Consider the following 23,757-nt stretch of genomic DNA (forward strand, 5'->3'; position numbering starts at 1 on the left):
GGCAGCCCGTCTCTGAAGCCGTATCGAGGTCACGGATATGATTAGTACATTCGATATGTTCAAAATTGGCGTCGGGCCATCCAGTTCCCACACTGTAGGGCCAATGAATGCGGGGAAGTCGTTCATTGACGAGCTGGTAGCGGAGGCGCTTTTAGCGCAAACCACGCGCCTGACGGTCGATCTTTACGGTTCGCTCTCCCTCACCGGGAAGGGCCATGCGACCGATGTGGCGGTCATTATGGGGCTGGCAGGTAATCGTCCTGAAAGCGTTGATATTGACGCGATGCAGCCGTTTATACGCGCCGTCGAGCGCAGTGGGCTGTTAAGCGTTGCGCAGGGGGATGCAGAAGTGCCATTTTCCCTGAGTGACGATGTTATCTTCCATAACCAGGCTCTGCCGCGCCATGAAAACGGCATGCGCTTTACCGCGTATAGCAAAACGGGGATTTTGCTCAGCAGAACCTACTACTCCATTGGCGGCGGTTTTATCGTGGAGGAGTCGAAGTTTGGCCAGGAGTTTGAGGTGGAACAGCCGGTGCCGTATCCGTTTCATTCCGCCAGCGAGCTGATGGCGCAGTGCAAAGAGCATGGACTCTCAATCTCTGGCCTGATGATGCAAAACGAGCTGGCTCTAAGAAGCCAGAGCGATATTGATACCGGGCTGACGCGCATCTGGCACGTGATGCGCACCGGCATCGAACGCGGCATGAATACCGAAGGCGTACTGCCGGGGCCGATGAACGTTCCGCGCCGCGCCGTCGCGCTACGGCGACAATTGGTTTCCAGCGACAGCACATCAAGCGACCCGATGAATGTGATCGACTGGATCAACATGTTTGCCCTCGCGGTGAGCGAGGAGAACGCGGCGGGGGGCCGGGTGGTGACGGCCCCGACTAACGGCGCCTGCGGCATCGTCCCGGCGGTTCTGGCCTATTACGATAAGTTCAGGCGTACGGCGAACGGTAATTCGATTGCGCGCTATTTGCTGGCCGCTGGCGCAATTGGTGGGCTGTATAAGCGCAACGCGTCGATTTCGGGCGCTGAAGTCGGATGTCAGGGGGAAGTCGGCGTGGCCGCGTCGATGGCGGCCGCGGGGCTGGCTGAGTTACTCGGCGGCAGCCCGCAGCAGGTGTGCATGGCGGCGGAGATCGCCATGGAACACAATCTGGGCTTAACCTGCGATCCGGTGGGCGGGCAGGTGCAGATCCCCTGCATCGAACGCAACGCCATTAACGCAGTAAAAGCGGTGAATGCTGCGCGTATGGCCATCCAACGGACCAGCGAAGCGCGGGTGTCGCTCGATAAAATTATCGAGACCATGTATGAAACCGGTAAAGACATGAACGAAAAATACCGGGAAACGTCGCGCGGTGGGCTGGCAATAAAAGTGCTCTGCGATTAACCCACACCATCGTCCATCATCATGCCGCCCATGTATTGACGGCTTTCATTGCAGCGCCCCAGACCATCAGGACTGGGGCGTTTTTGTATGGGCTGCGCGCGGGGAAATTCGGTGAATTAGCCAGTGTATTATGTTGTTTCGTTACGATTTTCATACAAACATTGGAGTTATTCACTAAATCAATCGCGCGCTGTGATAGCCATCATTTTTTGCTTCCGCCGGCAGTTACATCTCATTAACGCATCTGTTTGCGCTGCTTCACAGAACCCCCGCAGCATGCTTTAAGGTTAAAAACGCGGATAGAGAGCAATTCGATATAAAACAACAAGTTATTGATTTTTGGCACCAGGCCGATGTATTGAATTCCTTTATGAATTCACTCGCGTAGAAATAAGGTGGTCTATATCTTGCTATTTGTAGCAATATATTCTCCTAATGACCCTTCTCATGCCATCAGTGACAAGTTTTTTCTCCACAACCCGCGCTATCATCTATTCACTATAAAAAATATGGTTAATAACACTGCATTGCTAAAAATCTGTGGAATATCAATCTGTATTAAAACAATAAACCCTACAAACCAAGAGTGAGACTTTGTTATGGAAACAATCTCAATTACCCCGGCGCAAACCTCGAGCGCAGCGGCACGAGCGGGCATGTCGGAAAGTGAATGGCAAGCGGCTATAAAATTCGACAGTACCGATGTGGGCTGGGTCATTATGAGTATCGGGATGGCTATCGGCGCGGGGATTGTGTTTCTGCCCGTACAGGTTGGATTAATGGGCCTATGGGTGTTCCTGCTCTCTTCTATCGTCGGCTATCCGGCGATGTATTTGTTTCAACGGCTGTTTATCAACACCCTGGCGGAGTCGCCGGAATGTAAAGACTACCCGAGCGTCATCAGCGGTTATCTTGGTAAAAACTGGGGCATTTTGCTGGGCGCACTCTATTTCATCATGCTGGTGATTTGGATGTTCGTTTACTCCACCGCCATCACCAACGATAGCGCTTCCTACCTGCATACCTTTGGCGTTACCGACGGCCTGCTATCCGAAAACCCGTTCTATGGTTTGGTGCTGATCTGCGTGCTGGTGGCGATCTCTTCGCGAGGCGAAAAGCTGCTGTTTAAAGTCTCCAGTTTTATGGTGCTGACCAAGCTACTGGTGGTCGCCGCGCTGGGGGCATCGATGGTGGGAATGTGGCATCTGTACAACGCCGGTACGCTGCCGCCGATGGGGCTGCTGATTAAAAATGCCATCATCACGCTGCCGTTTACGCTGACCTCTATTCTGTTTATTCAGACCCTTAGCCCGATGGTTATCTCCTATCGCTCGAAGGAGAAATCACGCGAAGTGGCCCGCCATAAGGCACTGCGCGCCATGAACATCGCCTTTGGCATTCTGTTTGTGGTGGTCTTCTTTTACGCCGTCTCGTTCACCCTGGCGATGGGTCATGATGAAGCGGTCAAAGCCTATGAACAAAACATCTCGGCGCTGGCGATTGCCGCGCAGTTTATCAACGGCAGCGCAGGGGCCTGGGTCACCGTTGTGAGCGTGATCCTCAACATCTTTGCCGTCATGACCGCTTTCTTCGGCGTTTATCTTGGCTTCCGTGAGGCGACTCAGGGGATCGTGATTAACCTGCTGCGCCGCAAAATGCCGGAGGAGAAAATCAATCAGAAGCTGGTGCAGCGCGGGATCATGCTGTTCGCCATCCTGCTGGCCTGGAGCGCCATTGTGCTCAACGCGCCGGTACTGAGCTTCACCTCTATCTGCAGTCCTATCTTCGGTATGGTCGGCTGTCTTATTCCGGCCTGGCTGGTTTACAAAGTGCCGGCGTTACACAAGTACAAAGGCGTATCGCTGGTGATCATTATCATCACCGGTCTGCTGCTCTGCGTGTCTCCGTTCCTGGCATTCTCTTGATTAATTGGTGGTAAAAATGGATGAAGTGAAAATGAACCCGCTGTGGGACGTGCTGATTCAGGCGGTAAAACAGAACGTCAAGCCCGCGATGGGGTGTACCGAGCCGGTGTCGCTGGCTTTAGCCAGCGCCATCGCCGCCTCTCACCTGGCTGGTCGCGTCATCCGTGTTGACGCTAAAGTTTCACCCAATCTGATGAAAAACGGTATGGGTGTCACCGTGCCGGGCACCGGGATGGTGGGGCTCCCCATCGCCGCCGCCGTGGGGGCGCTAGGCGGCGATCCTCATGCGGGACTGGAAGTACTGAAAAGCGCATCGGTGGATGCCATTGCCGCAGGCAAGCTGCTGCTCGCCAGCGGCAAGGTCTCGGTGACGATTCAGGAACCGTGTGACGAAGTGCTGTACGCCAGCGCGACCGTTTACACCGTCGATGAGTCAGCCACCGTCACCATTGCGGGCGGCCATACGCGGGTTGTGCGGATCGTTAAAAATAACGTCGTGCTGCTGGATGCCGGCGGCTGTGCGGGTTCGGGGGAGGAGTCAGCGGTATCGCTGGAGAACGTCACGCTGGCGCAGGTGGTGGAATTTGCCGAACAGGTACCATTTGAACGCATCAGTTTTATTCTTGATGCGGCCCTGCTTAACGATGCGCTTTCTCATGAGGGGCTGCGCGCGCCATACGGCTTGCATATTGGCGCGACCTTACAGCGCCAGCGCGAACGGGGGCTGCTGGCAAAAGATCTGCTGAGCGATATTATCATCCGCACCTCGGCGGCTTCTGATGCGCGCATGGGCGGAGCCTGTTTGCCAGCGATGAGCAATTCCGGTTCGGGGAACCAGGGGATTGCCGCCACCATGCCAGTGGTGGTGGTGGCTGAGCATCTGGGGTGTTCACAGGAGAAAATGGCGCGTGGGTTGATTCTGTCGCATTTGACGGCTATCTACATTCACCATCAGCTACCGATGCTCTCCGCATTGTGCGCCGCAACGACCGCCTCAATGGGGGCGGCGGCGGGTATCTGCTGGTTGATTGACGGTAGCTACCGCACGATTTCCATGGCCATCAGCAGCATGATTGGCGATGTCAGCGGCATGATTTGCGATGGCGCGTCCAATAGTTGCGCGATGAAGGTCTCTACCAGCGTATCGTCGGCGTGGAAAGCGGTGCTGATGGCGCTGGATGAAACGTCGGTGACCGGCAACGAAGGCATTGTGGCAAACGATGTGGAACAGTCGATAAGCAATCTCTGCGCGCTGGCCTGCCATTCTATGCAGCAGACCGATAAGCAGGTGATTGAAATCATGGCGAGTAAAATCGCCTAATGGAGCGCCCCGGTTGCCGGCCGGGGCCGTTCTTTATACCGTCTCGGCTTCTTCCGCCAGGCGATCTTGCGCTTGGGCAACGATGGCTTCCAGCTCGCTAAGCATCTCTTCAAAACCAAACGCGGTTGGTGCGTCAACCGATGGCGTTGGTTTTACAACCTCGATGACGTGCTGTTGTTTCTTGTTTCTCTTACTCATTTTGTACTGCTCCCTGCTGAGGCTATACCGGTAAATCTATCAGTAAAGCGCGCAGTGGGGTATCAGCCACCAGGGTGATATTGCTTTCATCGCGTATGAACGCCCCGTCACCGCAGGTGAGAGCCTGCTTTTCGGCGTCATGGGCAACCGCGTGCACCGTACCGTGAATCGACTGCAGATAAGCGCGCGGCCCATGTAGCTGCAGGCTCACCTGTTCACCTTTATCCAATTCGATTTGATGCAGCCAGACCTGCTGGCGCAACTGCAGGCTGCCTTCGCTGCCGTCCGGAGACGCCAGCAATTGATGCGCGCTGTTATGCAGCTTAATTTTCTGCACGCGAGAGTTCTCACGTTCTGGGCAGGCATCCAGCCAGATTTGGATCCGGGTTAACGACTTCTCTTTGCTGAGGTTATGTTCGCTATAGCTGACGCCGGGTTGTGTGGCGATCAGCAGGGCTTCACCGGCCTTGGCCTTAACGTGATGGCCTTCGTTATCGCGATACTCCGCTTCACCTTCCAGAATCAGGTTAAGGATATCCACTTTCGGGTAGGTCCGCGGCTGGAAGGCGGCGCCGGGCGCGAGCACTTCTTGATTCAGCACGCGCAGAGAGGCGTAACCCAGCAGTTTCGGATCAAAATAATGCCCAAAAGAGAAGGTATAGCGGGCCTGCAGCCAACCAAAGTCGGCCTGTCCGCACTGTTTTGCTGTTCTTGTGGTAATCATCTTCTTGACCCTCCTTTACACTAAATCAATGGTAAAGGTATGGACGCTGCATTGTTAGCCAGATATTCTGCCCGGTATGTTCAAATTTCCTGAATGAGAACGCCATGGCTAAAGAGAGAGCACTGACGCTGGAAGCACTACGAGTAATGGACGCCATCGATAGGCGCGGCAGTTTTGCCGCGGCGGCCGATGAGCTAGGCCGTGTGCCTTCGGCATTGAGCTACACCATGCAAAAGCTGGAAGAAGAGCTGGACGTGGTGTTATTTGACCGCTCAGGTCATCGAACAAAATTCACCAACGTTGGGCGTATGCTGCTGGAGCGTGGGCGAGTGCTGCTGGAAGCGGCGGATAAGCTGACGACCGATGCTGAAGCCCTTGCGCGCGGCTGGGAAACGCACCTGACCATTGTGGCTGAAGCGTTAATCCCAACCTCAACGCTATTCCCGTTGGTCGAGAAGCTGGCGGCCAAGTCCAACACTCAGCTATCAATTATTACCGAAGTGTTGGCGGGAGCCTGGGAGCGTTTGGAACAGGGGCGTGCGGACATTGTGATTGCGCCGGACATGCATTTCCGTTCATCCACGGAGATCAACTCGCGCAAGCTTTACTCGGTGATGAACGTGTATGTTGCCGCACCGGATCATCCTATTCACCAGGAAGCAGAACCACTGTCAGAAGTGACGCGGGTGAAGTATCGCGGCGTAGCGATTGCCGATACCGCGCGTGAACGCCCGGTGCTGACGGTGCAGCTGTTGGATAAACAGCCGCGACTGACGGTCACGTCGATGGAAGAAAAACGTCAGGCGCTGTTGGCTGGGCTTGGGGTTGCTACCATGCCGTACCCGCTGGTGGAGGACGATATTGCGCAGGGGCGCCTGCGGGTTGTCAGCCCGGAGTATACGAATGAAATCGATATCATCATGGCCTGGCGACGCGATAGCATGGGCGAAGCCAAGTCCTGGTGCCTGCGCGAAATTCAGAAGCTGCTGACCACCAGATAGTTGCCGGTTATCCGGGCGAGAGTAGGCGTTTCAAGGGATGTCCCGGAGCGGGTGCGGTGGCACCTCGTCCGGGCGTCCTGATTGGGCAATTCCCTTAGGAAATGCGTTTAGGGTCTGGGCCAAAGCGGTTATCGCCCGGCGTCCCGTTCTGGCAGTTGAAGATAATAATGACTATCCAGCCAACGATCGGGATCAGCAGTAGCAGTAGCCACCATGCTGAACGGTCAGTGTCGTGCAGACGACGGAACTGTACCGCCCACCAGGGCAGAAAGATCAAAATGCCGTAAATTGTAGTGAGGATCCCCTCACCACCGGCACGCTGCCAGCCAAGCATTTTGTCGACCACGCTTAAGACGGCCGTCAAAATCACGTTCACCAGAATGAACATCCAATACTCTTTGCGGCGGGCGCGACCGCCAAATCCAATATAGTTACGTATAACGTTGAGATACCAATCCATTTTCATGCCTCTATTGATCATTAATCACTTGTTTTTAAAGCGATCAAGGTAAGGATAGTCGCGAATGAAAAGGGGGTAAATATTGACGGGAAATAAATTAGGGCATCGATTAACGATGCCCTTTGCGCTTAGCGGAAGCGTTCGTCGCGTCCATGCGGTTCATCGAGGTCCTGCCACGGCCCAATGGAGATAATACCCGTCGGGTTGATGGTTTTGTGGCTACGGAAATAGTGGGTGCGGATATGGTCAAAGTTGACGGTCTCCGCAATGCCCGGCATTTGGTAGATATCGCGCAGGAAGCCATGCAGGTTCAGATAGTCGCTGATGCGGTGTTTGTCGCACTTAAAGTGGGTGACATAGACCGGATCGAAGCGGATAAGCGTCGTCCACAGGCGGATGTCGGCTTCTGTCAACTGATTACCGGTAAGGTAGCGATGCTGGCCGAGGATTTTTTCCAGACGTTCCAGCGAGCTGAAGACTTTCTCTACCGCTTCATCATAGGCCGCCTGGCTGGTGGCAAAACCGGCTTTGTACACACCGTTGTTGACGGTGTCGTAGATCCAGCCGTTTAGCTCATCGATTTGTTCGCGCAGCGCGGGCGGATAGTAGTCACCCGCTTTGGCGCCCAGCGCATCAAAGGCGGTGTTGAACATGCGGATAATTTCCGCCGACTCGTTGCTAACGATAGTCTGATTCTTTTTATCCCACAGTACCGGCACCGTCACGCGGCCAGAATAGCCGGGATCGGCGTGCTGATAGAGCTGATACAGGAACTGGTGCTGATAGAGCGCATCGCCCGTTGCGGCTGGGAAATCCGCGTCAAAGGTCCAACCGTTTTCCAGCATCAGCGGATTAACGACGGAAACGGAAATAAAGGGTTCCAGTCCTTTCAACGCCCTAAGCATTAGCGTGCGATGCGCCCAAGGACAGGCGAGGGAAACATACAGGTGATAACGATCTTTTTCTGCGATAAAGCCCGCGTTGCCGCTTGGGCCAGCTTCGCCGTCGGCGGTCAGCCAGTTACGAAAAGCGGAGACTGAACGCTGGAAACGTCCACCGGTGGATTTGGTGTCATACCAGACGTCTTGCCAGACGCCGTCGATTAATTGTCCCATGATGTTCTCCTTTTAATACTCAACGTGCTCGCGTTAGCTCGCCGGAGTATAGATAGCAAAAGCGAGGAGATGTCTCCTCGCTTTTATTTCATTCAGTATAGTGCGCTTACCACTTTTTATTCAGTACACGGTCGATACTGAATGCGCCTGGACCGGTGATACCCAGCAGCAGGTAGCCGCCAGCGATGGTCAGGTTTTTCATGAACATCAGAGAGTTCATGCCTTCAGCAAAGTTGCTGTGGAAGATGAACGCGGTCAGCAGGGTGAAGCCTGCGGTGAACAGCGCGGTAGTACGGGTCAGGAAACCAAACAGAATTGCCAGACCGCCGCCGAACTCAAGCAGGATGGTCAGTGGCAGCAGGAACCCTGGGACGCCCATCGCTTCCATATACTGCTGCGTACCCGCATACCCGGTAATTTTGCCCCAGCCCGCTGTGATAAACAGAATAGGCATCAGAATACGAGCAACCAGGAAACCAACATCTTCTAATTTTTTCATCTTTCTCTCCAGAGAACCTTGCGGGTAGTTAAACCATATTATTGAGCGTTTACACGTCGATAGCGTGTATCTGCTGTCGATGGAGAGAAATATAACCGCGGCGTTCGGCAATTGTTAGCAAGGAAAACTGTTGAACTTCTTCAAAGAATCTGAGCAACGATGTATGGCAGTGCGCAACGATATCCGGTAAAGACCCAGTTTACGCAGGTCAACAGGACGGGGGGAGTGGTGTACCGTGTGAATGGTTGAGACGAGCAATGACCGGCAGTGCCTGGCAAGAAGAGGGTGTGGATCTCGTTGCTCAGGTAGCCGGTTTATCGATGAGAATGCTTAACGCAGCAGGTTTTTGGCCATGCGCCAGGTACTCCAGATACCCAGCCCGCGACGAGCCCAGCGCACCAGAAAACGCGGATGGCGCAGCGAAACGACGGCCATTGCGCTACTGGCGACAATCGCCCATGAGCGTAAACTCACGAGCTTGCTCCAGCCGCGGTCGTAGACGCCGGTCGCCTCCAGCCAGTCGCGACGGGTGGCGATCAGATCCAGGCGCTGCTGCTGTATTTCTCGCAGCAGAATCGCCTTGCGTTCGTCACGCGACTGTCGTGGGCTCATGGCTTATCGTCCTCAAGCAGGGCGCGATCGTTTGCCAGTTCATGGCGCGTATGGCGCAATAGCGTGGAACGGCGGGCTCTGCGGATTGTCCAGATACCGCCAATCAGCGCCAGCAGCAGCAGCGTGCCGGTGGTGGCCATCATGACGTGTAAACGATACTGAGGATCGACCGCCCAGATGACCAACACCAACAGGCTCATCAGGCCAAATGCGGTAAACAGCAGGGTTAGCCCCGCCATTAACAGCAGCTGGATGAGATTGGCTTTCTCCTCTTCCAGCTCCACGACCGCTAAACGCAGCCGTGTTTCGACCATCTGCACCGCAAGGGTGACGATACGCTGACCAATGCCGAGGATGTTTTTTCCCGGGCCTTGTGGGTGGTGAGAATCGCTCATGCTTAACGGCGGGTCAGCAGAACGCCCAGCACCAGGCCTACAGCCGCGCCGATACCAACGCCGGTCCAAGGGTTTTCACGCACATAGCCATCGGCTTTTGCGGCGGCTTCACGGGTCTGTTTCGCCAGCGCGTCGCTGGTTTCGCCCAAGCGGTCACGGCTCTCTTTCAGCGCGCTTTCCGCTTTGCTACGCAGCTTGCTTAACTCTTCCTTGGATTTATCGGTGGAAGTATTCAGGACTTCTTCCAGGGTATCGGACAGGGCTTTGAGCTCTGCACGTAACTGTTCTGATGTCGAATCTTTAGCCATCGTATCTCTCCTGTAAGGGTTTTGACTCAATACGCGCGGGATTCCAGCGCGTTAAGTTCTTGCTGGGCTTCTTTGAGCTTACGCTCACGTTTAGCCACTTTGTCCGCACTACCGCTCTGTTTCGCTTCTTTCAGATCCTGCTCGCGCTCGCGAATTTCATCTTTCTGCTCAGCGATTTTTTCCTGATGATCGGCGCGAAGTTTGCTGTCAGTACAGTGAGCTTTCACTTCGCTCAGCGCTTTTTTCAGACCGTCAATGCGGTGCTGATTGTTATGCTGCTCGGCATAACCAATCTCACGCTGGATGTCCTGCTCTTTTTCCTGACACAGTGATGTTGCTGCGGCGCTCGCGCTGAGTGAAGCGAGAGTGAGCGCAAGTATGATGCGGTATTTCATGTATGGGCCTTCCATTGTGCGAAGTACATCTCTATGTACTTATCCCAGTTTATGGGCATTGGCGATGCAACACCCACGACACTAAGCATAGTAAGTAAAATACAAAATCACCAAAGATAATGAAATAATTCAGAATCCTGGAAGTTGCTAGCCAAATCGATGAGAGGTGTCACGAAGAAGGGACAGCCAGCTTGCCGGGTCGCCGCCTTCATCCTGCAGGGCCACGACGTAGACATGCGGCAGCGTGCTATCCAGCACTCGTTTAGCCGCGGCGCTTTGTTCGCTGGATTCAAACGTAATCAGTAGCGCATCATCCTGTGGGGTGATGCTTTTGAAACGAATGCCGTTGGCATCCAGATGGTGCGAGATGGAAAAACCATCGGGCATGTTGGCCTGGTTCATTGGGCGAATTGCCAGGGTGGATTCTTCGCGCTGTAGCGCGGCCCATAGCCAAACCATGATGCATAACATCAGCATCACGCTCAGGCTGAGTGCAAATCGGCGGAGCAGAATGTGGTTAGACCCCATAATTACCCTCGATTACCGTATTTTTTCTTCCACACCACGGCCAGTGAGCCTATTAAGCCAAACACCAACAGGACGACCGGCAGCAGCATCAGGCATGACATTAATGCGTCTTCATATTTCTGGAAGACGGGAGTTTTACCCAGCAGGAAGCCCAGCGTCGTTAGGATCAGTACCCACAGCAGCCCGCTCATCCAGTTGAAGAACTGGAAACGCGCGTTGCTCAGTCCGGACAGACCCGCAATGGTCGGCAGTAGGGTGCGGACGAAGGCAATAAAGCGCCCGACCAGTAGGGCTGAAAGTCCGTGTTTGTGGAACAGATGGTGCGCACGCTGGTGATAGTGTGCGGGAAGATGCGAGAGCCAGTTTTGGACAATTCGGGTATTGCCGAGCCATTTCCCCTGGATATAGCTCACCCAGCAGCCGAGGCTGGCCGCGACGGTCAGAAGAATCAGGGTTTGTGGGAAGCCCATGGCGCCCTTGGCAATGAGCACGCCGACAAGCACCAGCAGGCTATCGCCTGGCAGAAACGCAGCCGGCAGCAAACCATTCTCAAGGAACAGAATCATAAACAAGACAAAATAGAGCATACCAATCATGGACGGATTTGCGAGAGTCTCGAAGTCCTGGCTCCATAAGGCATTTAAGAGTTGGGTTAGTAGTTCCATTCACGATTCCTGGTACATCGATTAACGTAATGCCTGAACGCGCTGCGATATCTTCTCTGTTTTTATTTTAATAGCATCGCGGTAAATACGCGCTGAACAGTCCTTGTTTTGGGCGAAATAAAGTGCAAAACGACAAAATGCATTCAATTGTAACAAATGGTCTGGTTTCTCGTCACAGAAATTGCAAGTTGTTGCAGATTGATTTTGCGGCTTCGCGCGGGGAGAGGCTAGGGGATTTACAAAGGCTTACCCACACTGAAAGTCGGGCAAGCCTTATCGAGATTTCAACGGTTTTTCGCAGGGCGCGAAGTGAGCTTATTTACCGCCGATGGTGACCGTATCCAAGTGTACAACCGGGTTTTCCGCAAACAGGTAGCGATCGGCGTTAAATTCGAAGTCATCGCTGGTTTCATTGAACAGCATTAACTTCGTGTTTTCCAGGTGCTGCCACATCGCCAGTTTGGCCGCATGCGGATCTTTGCGAATCAGCGCTTTTAAAATTTGGTCGTGATCATCGCACCAATTATCGACGGTGCGTGCGTCGATATGGTCATGCAATTTTTTCCAGTACGGGTTGTGCACACGCTGGGTCCACATCTTTTCGACAATCGCGGCGAGTGCGGTATTTTGCGTCGCCAGCGCAACCTGCACGTGGAACTGGAGATCCCACTCGGAGTCACGGAAACATTTCTCTTTGCGCGCCTTTTCCTGGATTTCCATCAGCTTCATGATGTCTTGCTTGGTGACCTGGGTGGCGGCAAATTCGGCAATGTTGCTTTCAATCAGCTGGCGGGCCTGCAGCAGTTCAAACGGACCGTAGTTGGCGAATTCCAGATTTTCATCCGGCGCCTGGTGGTATTTGGCCTGATTGGAAATGACATGGATGCCGGAGCCTTTACGGACTTCAACGTACCCTTCAACTTCCAGCATGATAATGGCTTCGCGGACCACCGTACGGCTAACGCTCTTTTCATCAGCAATGAAGCGCTCCGCAGGCAGTTTATCGCCCACAAGGTATACCCCTTGCTCAATGCGCTCTTTTAACTCAGCGGCAAGTTGCTGATACAAACGGCGTGCGTCGGTGATTTCCATATGCTCTCCAGGCAGGGTACGGCAGATTAAATTTGTTATACCACTTTTACGAGCAGCTAACCACATTTTGAAATGAAAAAGCCGCCTGAATCAAGGCGGCTTGTGAGAAAACAGACATCGGTAACAGATTAGTTTTGCGTTGCCTGCTGCGTTGGACGATGAGTACCGGATTCTCCGTCATCGACTTGTTTATTCTGCAGGACGGTCCAGATAACCAATGCCCCTAACAGGTCGAAGATAGCCAGTACGGCGAACAGCGGGCTGAAACCGATAGTATCTGCCAGCGCACCCACCACCAGAGCAAACATGGTACTTGCCATCCATGCTGCCATCCCGGTCAGACCGTTGGCGGTCGCCACTTCGTTACGACCGAACACATCGGAAGACAGCGTAATCAGCGCACCGGACAGCGCCTGGTGAGCGAAGCCGCCGAGGCACAGCAGGGCGATAGCAATGTATGGGCTGGTGAACAGACCGATCATCCCTGGGCCAATCATCAGCAGTGCGCCCATGGTGACAACCATTTTACGGGACACAATCAGGTTTACGCCAAACCAGCGCTGGAACAGCGGCGGCAGGTAACCACCCAGTACGCAGCCTACGTCAGCAAACAGCATTGGCATCCAGGCGAACATGGCAATCTCTTTCAGGTCAAAGCCATACACTTTGAACATGAACAGTGGGATCCATGCGTTGAAGGTACCCCAGGCCGGCTCTGCCAGGAAACGCGGTAGGGCAATACCCCAGAAGCGGCGAGTCTGAATGATCTGCCATGGCGACATTTTTTTACCGTTGTTGGTCTGGTGCTGTGCTTCCTGACCGCCAATGATGTAATCGCGTTCTTCGTCAGTTAATTTTTTCTGATCGCGTGGGTGTTTGTAGAAGATGAGCCAGGACATCGCCCAGATGAAGCTCAGTACGCCAGAGATGATAAATGCCATCTGCCAGCTGTGCATCACGATAGCCCAGACCACCAGCGGTGGTGCAATCATACCGCCGATAGAAGAACCGACGTTAAAGTAGCCAACCGCGATAGAACGTTCTTTCGCAGGGAACCACTCCGAGCTTGCTTTTAGGCCTGCAGGGATCATTGCCGCTTCAGCTGCACCGACCGCACCACGAGCAATCGCCAGACCGCCCCAGCTTCCTGCCAGCGCGGTTGCGCCGCAGAATACTGCCCAGGCAACGGCGAAGAAAGCGTAACCGATTTTGGTACCCAGAATGTCCAGCACGTAGCCCGCAACAGGCTGCATGACGGTGTAAGCTGCGGAGTAAGCAGCGATGATGTATGAATATTGCTGTGTGGAAATGTGCAGCTCTGCCATCAGAGTTGGCGCCGCTGCCGCCACGGTATTACGCGTCAGGTATCCCAGCACGGTGCCCATGGTCACCAGTGCAATCATGTACCAACGTAATCCTTTAATTTTACGCATGTAAACCTCATCGTTTGTTATCTCTGCGGATTCCGCAGCCATCATCCTGTGCCAGGAGATGATGTTTTTTCGAAGGGCTTACCGAGGACGTGAATCCCGGTACGGCCCGAACTTGCCATTAGTACGTGTGCTGAATTCGGTATCCGTACCGCTCAATCAGGTGTCTCTATCGACCACCGCTAATGCATTGTGTCGATGAATGTGTTTCGACGGAGGGCAAGATAACTTGTCATACAACTTTAAAAGGTGAATACCGTCACAAAAGAGGTATTTTCCATAGCGTTTAAGGGGTATATAAGTCAGGCCAGACGTGACGCGGCTTGCAGCTTTGTTTTGCTATTTTTTTTGTCATTTTTTGTCAGGGTTTATTGATCTAACTCACGAAAAAATCTTCGGCTCAATGAAATTGGTGTGATAACTTTGTCGACATTACAGATAAACATCTGACCCACTCGTTGAGAGGAAGACGATAATGACTCCGTTTATGACTGAAGATTTCCTGTTAGACACTGAATTTGCCCGCCGTCTGTACCACGACTACGCAAAAGACCAGCCGATTTTCGACTATCACTGCCATTTACCGCCTCAGCAGGTTGCTGAAGACTATCGTTTTAAAAACTTGTATGACATCTGGCTGAAAGGCGACCACTACAAGTGGCGCGCAATGCGTACCAACGGCGTTGCTGAACGTCTGTGCACCGGCGATGCGTCTGACCGTGAAAAATTTGATGCGTGGGCGGCGACCGTACCGCATACCATCGGCAACCCGCTGTACCACTGGACTCACCTGGAGCTGCGTCGTCCATTCGGCATTACCGGTAAACTGCTGTCACCGGCTACCGCTGGCGAAATCTGGGACGAGTGTAATGAGCTGCTGGCGCAGGATAAATTCTCCGCGCGCGGCATCATGAAGCAGATGAACGTGAAAATGGTCGGCACTACCGATGATCCAATCGATTCTCTGGAACACCACGCGGCCGTTGCGAAAGATGGTTCTTTCGATGTGAAAGTGCTGCCGAGCTGGCGCCCGGATAAAGCCTTCAACATTGAACAGGCGACCTTCACCGATTACATGGCGAAACTGGGCGAAGTGTCTGACACCGAAATCCGTCGTTTCACCGATCTGCAAACCGCGCTGACCAAACGTCTGGATCACTTTGCTGCCCACGGCTGTAAAGTTTCCGATCATGCGCTGGACGTGGTGCTGTTTGCCGAATCAAACGAAGCAGAACTCGATAGCATCCTGGCCCGTCGTTTGGCTGGCGAAACGCTGAGCGAACATGAAGTGGCGCAGTTCAAAACAGCGGTACTGGTGTTCCTCGGTGCGGAATATGCCCGTCGCGAGTGGGTGCAGCAGTATCACATCGGCGCACTGCGTAATAACAACCTGCGTCAGTTCAAACTGCTGGGCGCGGATGTTGGCTTTGACTCGATCAACGACCGCCCAATGGCCGAAGAGCTGTCTAAGCTGCTGAGCAAACAGAACGAACAGAACCTGCTGCCAAAAACCATCCTCTACTGTCTGAACCCGCGCGACAACGAAGTGCTGGGCACTATGATCGGTAATTTCCAGGGTGAAGGTATGCCTGGCAAGATGCAGTTCGGTTCCGGCTGGTGGTTCAACGATCAGAAAGACGGCATGGAACGACAGATGACGCAGTTGGCACAGTTGGGCCTGCTGAGCCGCTTCGTGGGCATGCTGACCGATAGCCGCAGCTTCCTGTCTTACACTCGCCACGAATACTTCCGTCGCATTCTGTGCCAGATGATTGGCCGCTGGGTTGCCGCGGGCGAAGCACCGGCAGATATCCAACTGCTGGGTGAGATGGTGAGAAATATTTGCTTTAACAATGCGCGTGACTACTTCGCCATTGAATTGAACTAAGGTCTGGGGTTGGTATGCAATACATCAAGATCCATGCGCTGGATAATGTCGCGGTAGCGCTCGCTGACTTGGCTGAAGGAACCGAAGTGACCGTTGATGGCCAGGCGATAACCCTGCGTCAGGCGGTGACGCGTGGCCATAAATTCGCTCTACGCGATATTGCGAAGGGCGAAAACGTCATCAAATATGGTTTGCCAATTGGGCATACGCTGGTCGATGTGGCGGCGGGTGAGCACATTCACGCGCACAATACTCGCACCAATCTCAGCGATCTGGACACATATAGCTACCAACCGGATTTCCAGGCAGAAGTTGCGCAGCCGGCCGATCGTGAGGTGCAGATTTATCGTCGGCCGAACGGTGAAGTCGGGGTTCGTAACGAGCTGTGGATCCTGCCGACCGTGGGTTGCGTCAATGCGATGGCCCGTCAGATGCAGACGCGTTTCCTCAAAGAGAGCAACGATGCTGAAGGCATCGATGGCGTTCATCTCTTCAGTCACACCTACGGCTGTTCGCAGTTGGGGGATGACCACATCAACACCCGTACCATGCTGCAAAACATGGTGCGTCACCCGAATGCGGGGGCGGTGCTGGTGGTGGGGCTAGGCTGTGAGAACAACCAGGTTGATGCCTTCCGCGAAACGTTAGGAGAGTTCGATCCTGAGCGCGTTCACTTCATGATCTGCCAACACCAGGAAGACGAAGTGGAAGCTGGGATCGAACACCTCCGCCAGCTGTACGAGGTGATGCGTCATGACAAACGCGAGCCGGGTAAACTGAGCGAGCTGAAGTTTGGTCTGGAGTGCGGCGGATCTGACGGTCTGTCCGGTATCACCGCGAACCCAATGCTGGGACGCTTCTCTGACTATGTGATTGCCAACGGCGGTACCACCGTACTGACCGAAGTTCCGGAAATGTTCGGCGCCGAACAGCTGCTGATGGATCACTGTCGTGATGAAGAGACCTTCGGCAAGCTGGTGACGATGGTCAATGACTTTAAGCAGTACTTCATTGCCCACAATCAGCCGATTTATGAGAACCCATCTCCGGGCAATAAAGCCGGCGGTATTACTACGCTGGAAGATAAATCGCTGGGCTGCACGCAGAAAGCGGGCTCAAGCCAGGTGGTTGACGTGCTGCGCTACGGCGAGCGTCTGAAAACTCACGGGTTGAACCTGCTCAGTGCGCCGGGCAACGATGCGGTTGCTACCAGTGCACTGGCTGGTGCGGGCTGTCATATGGTGCTGTTCAGCACCGGTCGCGGTACGCCGTACGGCGGTTTTGTGCCAACGGTTAAAATTGCCACCAACAGCGAACTGGCGGCAAAGAAAAAACACTGGATCGACTTTGATGCCGGCCAGCTGATTCACGGTAAAGCGATGCCGCAGCTGCTGAATGAGTTTGTTGATACGATTGTGGACTTCGCCAACGGCAAGCAGACCTGCAACGAGCGCAATGACTTCCGCGAGCTGGCACTGTTTAAGAGCGGCGTCACGTTGTAGTCGCACGATAATCTGATACGATAAAACGGCGTTTCAAATTCTGAAGCGCCGTTTTTTTATGGCATTGTTTTTCAGGGACTCTTCATGACTGCGTATTGGCTCGCCCAGGGCGTAGGTATCATCGCTTTTCTGATCGGTATCACGACCTTTATCAACCGCGACGAGCGTCGTTTCAAGTTTCAACTGGCCATTTACAGCGGCGTTATCGGCCTGCACTTCTTCCTGATGGGGGCCATTCCCGCCGGGGCGAGCGCTGAACTTAACGTGATTCGTACGGTGATTTCGGTCTACACCCGACGTTTGTGGGTGATGTTCTTGTTTATCGCGCTGACGCTCATTATCGGTATCGGCAAACTGCAGCATGCGATGGAAATTCTGCCGGTCATCGGCACGGTGGCCAGTACCTGGGCGCTGTTTCGTTGCAAAGGGCTAACGGTACGCTGCGTGATGTGGTGCTCGACCGCTTGCTGGGTCATTCATAACTTCTGGCTGGGGTCGATTGGCGGCACGCTCATTGAAGGCAGCTTCCTCGTGATGAACGGCCTGAACATTATTCGCTTCTGGCGCATGCAGCGGAAAGGGATTGACCCGTTTAAGGTCGAAAAGAAAGTACAGAGTGAAAACCCCTCCGCCTGATGGCGAAGGGGTTCAAGGCTTAGCTACGCAGCGCATCCTTGGCCAGACGTGCGTCTTCTGCCTGGCATACGGCGGCCGTGAACATCACGTCGGTGGAGGAGTTGATCGCGGTTTCGCAAGAGTCCTGCAGCACGCCGATAATAAAGCCGACGGCAACCACCTGCATCGCAATCTCATTCGGAATACCAAACATGTTACAGGCCAGCGGGATCAGCAGTAATGAACCGCCCGCCACGCCTGATGCGCCGCAGGCGCACAGCGATGCCACCACACTTAACAGCAGAGCCGTTGGCAGATCGACCGCAATACCCAGCGTATGCACGGCTGCCAGCGTCAGCACGGTGATGGTAATCGCCGCCCCTGCCATGTTGACCGTTGCCCCTAGTGGAATGGATACCGAGTAGGTATCACGATCCAGATTCAGCTTTTCACACAGCGACATGTTGACCGGGATGTTGGCCGCCGAGCTGCGGGTGAAGAAAGCGGTCACGCCGCTTTCGCGCAGGCACAGGAAGACCAGCGGATACGGGTTACGACGAATCTGCATAAACACCAGCAGCGGGTTTATCACCAGCGCGACAACCGCCATACAGCCAATCAGTACCAGCAGAATTTGCGCATAGCCCCACAGTGCTGAGAAGCCGGTGGTGGCAAGCGTAGAAGAGACCAGACCGAAGATACCGATAGGGGCGAAACGGATGACCACTTTCACGATAAAGGTCACAGCATTGGAAAGATCGTTGACCAGGTTTTTGGTGGTGTCGTTGCTGTGGCGCAGGGCAAAGCCCAATCCAACCGCCCACACCAGAATGCCGATGTAGTTGGCGTTAATCAGCGCGTGAATAGGGTTCGCCACGATGCTCATCAAGAGGCCATGCATAACCTCCACGATGCCGGTTGGTGGCGTGATGTCCGTTGCCCCTGTTGTCAGCTGCAACGTGGAAGGGAAGATGAAACTGACCACCACGGCGGTCAACGCAGCGGCAAAGGTGCCGAAGAGATAAAGCCATAAAATAGGGCGGATGTTGGTCTTCTGTCCTTGCTGGTGGTTGGCAATGGAGGCCATTACCAGTGTTAACACCAGGACGGGAGCGACGGCTTTCAGCGCGCCGACGAACAGCGTACCAAGCAGGCCGGTAGCTTCCGCGGCAGGTTTGGAAACCAATGCCAGCGCAATGCCGAGGATAAGCCCAATCAGGATCTGTTTGACCAGACTGCCCCGAGTCAGAAAACGTATAAAGCCGGATGATGCGTGTTGTTGTGTCATCATTGCATTCCTTAGGATGATGAGTTGTGTCTTTCCAGCGACGTATTATTTGTTACGTTTATGTCTGGATGTAAAAAAGTGTTTGCTCGATCGAGTATAAGGAAAGTCTACGCTTGGGGAAGGACAAAATGCTGGAATTTACGTCTCGCGTCATATTTCTTAACTAAATATTTACATTTTTGCGGCGTAAAGATGAACGTGAGTGGGGGTTCGGACGAGCCACACGCGGCTCGTCCGGAGAGGGGAGTTACATTACCTGTTTTTTGGCATCGTTACGGTGGTTCACCCACGCATTAATCAGCAGCGTAAGCACCAGGATGCCGCCAACCACGCCCAGCGAGATAGAGATCGGGATGTGGTAGAAATCGACGATCAGCATCTTGATACCGATAAACACCAGGATCACCGACAGACCGTACTTCAGCATTGAGAAGCGCTCGGCAACGCCTGCCAGCAGGAAGTACATCGCACGCAGACCGAGGATCGCGAACAGGTTAGAGGTCAGCACGATAAACGGATCGGTGGTGACCGCGAAGATCGCCGGAATGCTATCGACCGCGAAGATCACATCGCTTAACTCAACCAGAATCAGCACCAGCAGCAGCGGGGTGGCAAACAGCACGCCGTTTTTGCGGGTAAAGAAATGCTCGTTCTCGATTTTGTCCGTCATGCGCAGATGGCTACGCAGCCAGCGTACCAGCGGCTTGTCGCCGATACCGCCTTCATCTTCTTTCGCCAGCGCCATCTTAATACCCGTGAACAGCAGGAACGCGCCGAAAAGATACAGCAGCCATTCGAACTGGGAGATGAGCCAACTGCCTGCGAAGATCATGATAGTACGCAGTACGATCGCACCCAATACGCCGTAAACCAGCACCCGACGCTGCAGCGCGGCAGGCACGGAGAAGTAGCTAAATAGCATCAGCCAGACGAAGACGTTGTCGACTGCCAGCGATTTTTCAATCAGATAGCCGGTGAGGAAGGCCAGCGCCTGTGGGTCGGCCACCGCACGCCCCTGGGTTTGAACCAGGTACCACCAGAACGCGGCGTTAAAAAGCAAAGAGAGGGTGACCCAGACCAACGACCAACTGGCAGCCTGTTTCATCGACATCGTATGAGCGCCGCGGCGGCCCTGCAAAAACAGGTCGATGGCGAGCATGATAACCACCACAACCGCGAATCCGCCCCACAGCAACGGTGTACCGACTGTATTCATAACTATTTTCCTTACGCATAAAAAAACGGCTAACGTCAGAAGACGATAGCCGTTGCTTTTTATGCATAGACCTCGCCTTCCGGCAAGGTCTCACTTACAACAAGAAAGGAATACGCGTTCGTATTCCTTTTTCGTTGCCCGGCGACCGGATACGTTTTACACGTATCGTAATGACGATCCACCGACCAGGAAGTTACTCCCCTTTGCACGTAACAAAATATGACAGGCCATTGATTTCGTCAATGACCCGCAATATCTCTTTTACGTTGTTTTACGAAGCCTGCGCATCAGCCGGGAAAACGACGCCGGTCTGGCGACGGATTTCGGTCTGAACTTTGGCGGTAATGCGGCTGACTTCGAGCCCAGGGTGATTCACTTCGTTGTTTTCGACCAGGCGCGCAAATTCTTCGGCTTCATACAGCATAGTATTGATGTGCTGAGGCTGGCTGAGATCTTGCGCTTTGCTGCCGCGCGGGACGAAAGAGAGCTTCTGGCATTCGGAGATTTTCGCGATAACCAGCGCCCCGGCTTCGCCCTGAATTTCGCTTGGCAAAGTCGAGTCGCTCACTTTGGAGTGCTGCAGCGTGACGCTGAAATCACCGTAGTCCATCACAACGACGCCGTGGGCGTCGACGCCGCTGTCCAGCAGGCTGGCGGAAGCCTGAACTTGTTTTGGCTCGCCCCAAAGCGCAACCGCTGAGGCCAGGCAGTAAAAACCGATATCCATAATCGAGCCGTTGGAGAAGGCTGGGTTAAAGGTGTTCGGGTTTTCGCCGTCGAGATAACGCTGGTAGCGAGAAGAGTACTGGCAGTAGTTGATAAACGCTTTACGGAGCTGACCGAGCTTCGGCAGCGTTTGCTGCAGGAGCTGGAAATTGGGCAGGCTGGCCGTTTTAAACGCTTCGAACAGGACCACCTGGTTTTCGCGAGCGACGGCAATCGCCTGCTCCACTTCACGCAGATTAGAGGCGAGTGGTTTCTCACAGATCACGTGCTTTTTATGCCGCAGGAACAGCTCAGTTTGTGGGAAGTGCAGCGAGTTTGGACTGGCAATATACACTGCATCGACGTCATCGCTTTGCGCCATCGCTTCAAGCGAGGTAAACAGATGCTCGACGGGATAATCGTTAGCGAAGCTTTGCGCCTGCTCGAGGCTACGGGAATAGACGGCGGCTAATTTGTACTTGCCGGTCTCATGAGCGGCATCGACAAACTGGCGGGTGATCCAGTTTGTTCCAATCACAGCGAAACGTATCATAAACGCCTTCTGGCTCCATAAAGGGAATCTTTCGTCAATGTATCACGCCTTTATGACAATGCCAGTGCCCGACTACGCAGTTTCCTTTAACGAAAGGTGCGTCAGCCACAGACGGGTATCAAACTCCAGCTGGTGATACTGCGGCTCCATATAACAGCACAGCTGATAGAACGCTTTATCGTGTTCCTTCTCTTTCAGGTGGGCGAGCTCATGGACCACGATCATTTTTAGAAACGCTTCTGGTGCGTTGCGAAAGACGGTAGCAACGCGGATTTCTGCTTTAGCTTTGAGTTTCCCGCCCTGCACGCGTGATACCGCCGTGTGCAGCCCAAGCGCGTTTTTCAGCACGTGGATCTTATTGTCGTACATGACTTTATTGATCGGCGGCGCGTTGCGCAGGAACTGGCTTTTGAGATCCTGGGTATACTGCCAGAGCGCTTTATCGGTGGCGAAATCATGGGTACCGGGATAGCGCTTCTCCAACACCGCCCCGAGACGCCGTTCGCTAATTAACGTGCGTACCTGAGTCAGTAAATGCTCTGGGTAGCCCTGGAGATAGGTTAGTGGCTTCATCAATGCTCCACGCAAATCATGGACACAATGTCATTCAATCGGCCTGAGCGCGCACTTCTCAGCCATTGAGTGAAGTTGGCCCCGGGGAGTCATTCCCTTGCCGCTTTCATGCAACTTGAATGATTTTGTGTATAAAAAGTGTATACTCACGCACCCTTTTCAGGGATAACGCCGTAATTTTACCATTCAGGAGGGCCGATGAGCCACATAGACAACGGTTTCCGTTCGCTGACACTAAAACGTTTCCCGGAAACGGATGACGTTAACCCGCTGCTGGCGTGGGAAGCGGCGGATGAATATCTGCTGCAACAGTTGGACGATACCGAGATTAGCGGCCCAGTGATAATCCTGAATGATACCTTCGGCGCGCTGGGCTGTGCGCTGGCGGAGCATACCCCATACAGCATCGGTGATTCCTACTTGAGCGAGCTGGCGACGCGTGAAAACCTGCGTCACAACGACATTGCCGAATCCAGCGTCAAATTCCTCGACAGCACCGCCGAATATCCGCAGGCGCCGGGCGTGGTGCTGATTAAGATCCCGAAAACCATGGCGCTGCTGGAACAACAGCTGCGCGCACTGCGCGAAGTGGTCACCCCGCAAACGCGTATTATCGCCGGCGCAAAAGCTCGCGATATCCACACTTCGACGCTTGAGCTGTTTGAAAAAGTGCTCGGCCCAACCACCACCACGCTGGCGTGGAAAAAAGCGCGTCTGATTAACTGTACCTTCAGCAAGCCAGAATTAGCCGATGCTTCGTTGACGCTGAGCTGGAAGCTGGAAGGCACCGACTGGACTATCCACAACCACGCGAACGTTTTCTCCCGCACCGGGCTGGATATTGGCGCACGCTTCTTTATGCAGCATCTGCCGGATAACCTGGAAGGTGAGATTGTCGATCTGGGCTGCGGCAATGGCGTTATTGGCATGACGCTGCTGGAGAAGAATCCGCAGGCGAACGTGGTGTTTGTTGACGAATCCCCAATGGCCGTTGCCTCCAGCCGTTTGAACGTGGAAAGCAACCTGCCGGAAGCGCTGGATCGCTGCGAGTTTATGATCAACAACGCGCTCTCCGGCGTGGAGCCGTTCCGCTTTAACGCGGTGCTGTGCAACCCGCCGTTCCACCAGAAACACGCGCTGACCGATAACATTGCGTGGGAGATGTTCCACCATGCGCGCCGCTGCCTGAAAATCAACGGTGAGCTGTACATCGTCGCCAACCGTCACCTTGACTATTTCCACAAGCTGAAGAAGATTTTTGGCAACTGCGAAACCATTGCTACCAACAATAAATTTGTGGTGCTGAAAGCGGTGAAACTCGGCCGTCGCCGTTAATCGCTTTATCCG

Annotated in this window: 25 protein-coding genes; 8 read left to right on the plus strand and 17 right to left on the minus strand. The window is 54.0% G+C overall.

The window, feature by feature from the left end; all coding sequences use genetic code 11:
• The first annotated feature begins 37 nt into the window (after nt 1-37).
• The 3 genes from KCR01S_RS07695 (at nt 38) to KCR01S_RS07705 (ending at nt 4,648) form a co-directional block, all read left to right on the plus strand.
• A complete protein-coding gene (locus tag KCR01S_RS07695; protein WP_061281778.1) occupies nt 38-1,402 on the plus strand; it encodes an L-serine ammonia-lyase in 1,365 nt (454 codons plus the stop codon).
• Nucleotides 1,403-2,001: 599 nt separating this feature from the next.
• A complete protein-coding gene (locus KCR01S_RS07700; RefSeq protein WP_061281780.1) occupies nt 2,002-3,327 on the plus strand; it encodes an SLC5/6 family protein in 1,326 nt (441 codons plus the stop codon).
• 16 nt (nt 3,328-3,343) lie between these two features.
• Nucleotides 3,344-4,648, plus strand: coding sequence for an L-cysteine desulfidase family protein (locus KCR01S_RS07705; protein ID WP_061281782.1), 1,305 nt, complete (start codon nt 3,344-3,346; stop codon nt 4,646-4,648).
• Between the two features lie 33 nt (nt 4,649-4,681).
• Here the strand turns inward: KCR01S_RS07705 and KCR01S_RS25350 are convergent, their stop codons facing one another.
• Both KCR01S_RS25350 and KCR01S_RS07710 read right to left on the minus strand, forming a co-directional pair.
• Nucleotides 4,682-4,846 (minus strand): hypothetical protein, encoded by a 165-nt coding sequence (locus KCR01S_RS25350; protein WP_167348820.1) that lies wholly within the window; start codon nt 4,844-4,846, stop codon nt 4,682-4,684.
• A gap of 22 nt (nt 4,847-4,868) precedes the next feature.
• On the minus strand, nt 4,869-5,570 hold the full coding sequence (locus KCR01S_RS07710) for a pirin family protein (protein WP_061281785.1): 702 nt from the start codon (nt 5,568-5,570) through the stop codon (nt 4,869-4,871).
• A 104-nt stretch (nt 5,571-5,674) separates the two neighbouring features.
• Between KCR01S_RS07710 and KCR01S_RS07715 the strand changes: the two genes are divergently transcribed.
• On the plus strand, nt 5,675-6,571 hold the full coding sequence (locus KCR01S_RS07715) for a LysR family transcriptional regulator (protein WP_061281787.1): 897 nt from the start codon (nt 5,675-5,677) through the stop codon (nt 6,569-6,571).
• A 94-nt stretch (nt 6,572-6,665) separates the two neighbouring features.
• On the opposite strand, the gene KCR01S_RS07720 is transcribed toward KCR01S_RS07715, so the two are convergent.
• The 11 genes from KCR01S_RS07720 to KCR01S_RS07770 all read right to left on the minus strand — a co-directional run bounded on the left by KCR01S_RS07720 (nt 6,666) and on the right by KCR01S_RS07770 (nt 14,073).
• Complete coding sequence (locus KCR01S_RS07720; protein ID WP_061281858.1) at nt 6,666-7,031, minus strand: DUF805 domain-containing protein; 366 nt, start codon at nt 7,029-7,031, stop codon at nt 6,666-6,668.
• Nucleotides 7,032-7,159: 128 nt separating this feature from the next.
• Nucleotides 7,160-8,146, minus strand: coding sequence for a glutathione S-transferase family protein (locus KCR01S_RS07725; RefSeq protein WP_061281789.1), 987 nt, complete (start codon nt 8,144-8,146; stop codon nt 7,160-7,162).
• A gap of 106 nt (nt 8,147-8,252) precedes the next feature.
• Nucleotides 8,253-8,645 (minus strand): DoxX family protein, encoded by a 393-nt coding sequence (locus KCR01S_RS07730; RefSeq protein WP_052283708.1) that lies wholly within the window; start codon nt 8,643-8,645, stop codon nt 8,253-8,255.
• 330 nt (nt 8,646-8,975) lie between these two features.
• Nucleotides 8,976-9,257: a YqjK-like family protein gene (locus tag KCR01S_RS07735; RefSeq protein WP_061281791.1), complete on the minus strand. Its 282-nt coding sequence runs from the start codon at nt 9,255-9,257 to the stop codon at nt 8,976-8,978.
• Nucleotides 9,254-9,652, minus strand: coding sequence for a phage holin family protein (locus tag KCR01S_RS07740; protein ID WP_061281794.1), 399 nt, complete (start codon nt 9,650-9,652; stop codon nt 9,254-9,256). Before KCR01S_RS07740 ends, KCR01S_RS07735 begins: the two co-directional genes overlap by 4 nt.
• Nucleotides 9,653-9,654: 2 nt before the next feature.
• Entirely contained in the window at nt 9,655-9,960 is a 306-nt protein-coding gene (locus KCR01S_RS07745) for an ElaB/YgaM/YqjD family protein (RefSeq protein WP_052283711.1), read from the minus strand.
• A gap of 26 nt (nt 9,961-9,986) precedes the next feature.
• A complete protein-coding gene (locus tag KCR01S_RS07750) occupies nt 9,987-10,355 on the minus strand; it encodes a DUF1090 domain-containing protein (RefSeq protein WP_061281795.1) in 369 nt (122 codons plus the stop codon).
• A 147-nt stretch (nt 10,356-10,502) separates the two neighbouring features.
• A complete protein-coding gene (gene mzrA / locus KCR01S_RS07755; protein ID WP_061281797.1) occupies nt 10,503-10,883 on the minus strand; it encodes an EnvZ/OmpR regulon moderator MzrA in 381 nt (126 codons plus the stop codon).
• A 2-nt stretch (nt 10,884-10,885) separates the two neighbouring features.
• Nucleotides 10,886-11,548 carry a DedA family general envelope maintenance protein YqjA gene (yqjA, locus tag KCR01S_RS07760; protein ID WP_061281800.1) on the minus strand — a complete coding sequence of 221 codons (663 nt, stop codon included), beginning with the start codon at nt 11,546-11,548 and terminating at the stop codon, nt 10,886-10,888.
• Between the two features lie 315 nt (nt 11,549-11,863).
• The gene (gene exuR / locus KCR01S_RS07765; RefSeq protein ID WP_061281801.1) at nt 11,864-12,640 is read right to left on the minus strand and encodes a transcriptional regulator ExuR; all 777 of its coding nucleotides are present in this window, start codon (nt 12,638-12,640) and stop codon (nt 11,864-11,866) included.
• A 128-nt stretch (nt 12,641-12,768) separates the two neighbouring features.
• Nucleotides 12,769-14,073, minus strand: a complete 1,305-nt coding sequence (locus KCR01S_RS07770; protein WP_061281803.1) for an MFS transporter — start codon at nt 14,071-14,073, stop codon at nt 12,769-12,771.
• A gap of 472 nt (nt 14,074-14,545) precedes the next feature.
• Between KCR01S_RS07770 and uxaC the strand changes: the two genes are divergently transcribed.
• From uxaC to KCR01S_RS07785, 3 genes are all read left to right on the plus strand, one after another.
• Nucleotides 14,546-15,958, plus strand: a complete 1,413-nt coding sequence (uxaC, locus tag KCR01S_RS07775; protein ID WP_061281805.1) for a glucuronate isomerase — start codon at nt 14,546-14,548, stop codon at nt 15,956-15,958.
• A 14-nt stretch (nt 15,959-15,972) separates the two neighbouring features.
• Nucleotides 15,973-17,460, plus strand: coding sequence for a UxaA family hydrolase (locus tag KCR01S_RS07780; protein ID WP_061281808.1), 1,488 nt, complete (start codon nt 15,973-15,975; stop codon nt 17,458-17,460).
• A gap of 84 nt (nt 17,461-17,544) precedes the next feature.
• Nucleotides 17,545-18,096 carry a YgjV family protein gene (locus KCR01S_RS07785; RefSeq protein WP_052283718.1) on the plus strand — a complete coding sequence of 184 codons (552 nt, stop codon included), beginning with the start codon at nt 17,545-17,547 and terminating at the stop codon, nt 18,094-18,096.
• A 19-nt stretch (nt 18,097-18,115) separates the two neighbouring features.
• Here KCR01S_RS07785 and sstT read toward each other — a convergent pair whose 3' ends face one another.
• The 4 genes from sstT to KCR01S_RS07805 form a co-directional block, all read right to left on the minus strand.
• Nucleotides 18,116-19,363: a serine/threonine transporter SstT gene (gene sstT, locus KCR01S_RS07790; protein WP_061281811.1), complete on the minus strand. Its 1,248-nt coding sequence runs from the start codon at nt 19,361-19,363 to the stop codon at nt 18,116-18,118.
• 247 nt (nt 19,364-19,610) lie between these two features.
• Complete coding sequence (locus tag KCR01S_RS07795; protein ID WP_061281813.1) at nt 19,611-20,579, minus strand: TerC family protein; 969 nt, start codon at nt 20,577-20,579, stop codon at nt 19,611-19,613.
• Nucleotides 20,580-20,850: 271 nt separating this feature from the next.
• Nucleotides 20,851-21,837 (minus strand): Gfo/Idh/MocA family protein, encoded by a 987-nt coding sequence (locus tag KCR01S_RS07800; protein WP_061281815.1) that lies wholly within the window; start codon nt 21,835-21,837, stop codon nt 20,851-20,853.
• 72 nt (nt 21,838-21,909) lie between these two features.
• On the minus strand, nt 21,910-22,410 hold the full coding sequence (locus tag KCR01S_RS07805; protein WP_061281816.1) for a YgjP-like metallopeptidase domain-containing protein: 501 nt from the start codon (nt 22,408-22,410) through the stop codon (nt 21,910-21,912).
• A gap of 198 nt (nt 22,411-22,608) precedes the next feature.
• On the opposite strand from KCR01S_RS07805, the gene rlmG reads away from it, so the two are divergent.
• A complete protein-coding gene (gene rlmG, locus KCR01S_RS07810) occupies nt 22,609-23,745 on the plus strand; it encodes a 23S rRNA (guanine(1835)-N(2))-methyltransferase RlmG (RefSeq protein ID WP_061281819.1) in 1,137 nt (378 codons plus the stop codon).
• Nucleotides 23,746-23,757: the final 12 nt, after the last annotated feature.

It is taken from the genome of Kluyvera cryocrescens NBRC 102467 (assembly GCF_001571285.1).
In the GTDB taxonomy this organism is placed as follows: Bacteria; Pseudomonadota; Gammaproteobacteria; order Enterobacterales; family Enterobacteriaceae; genus Kluyvera; species Kluyvera cryocrescens.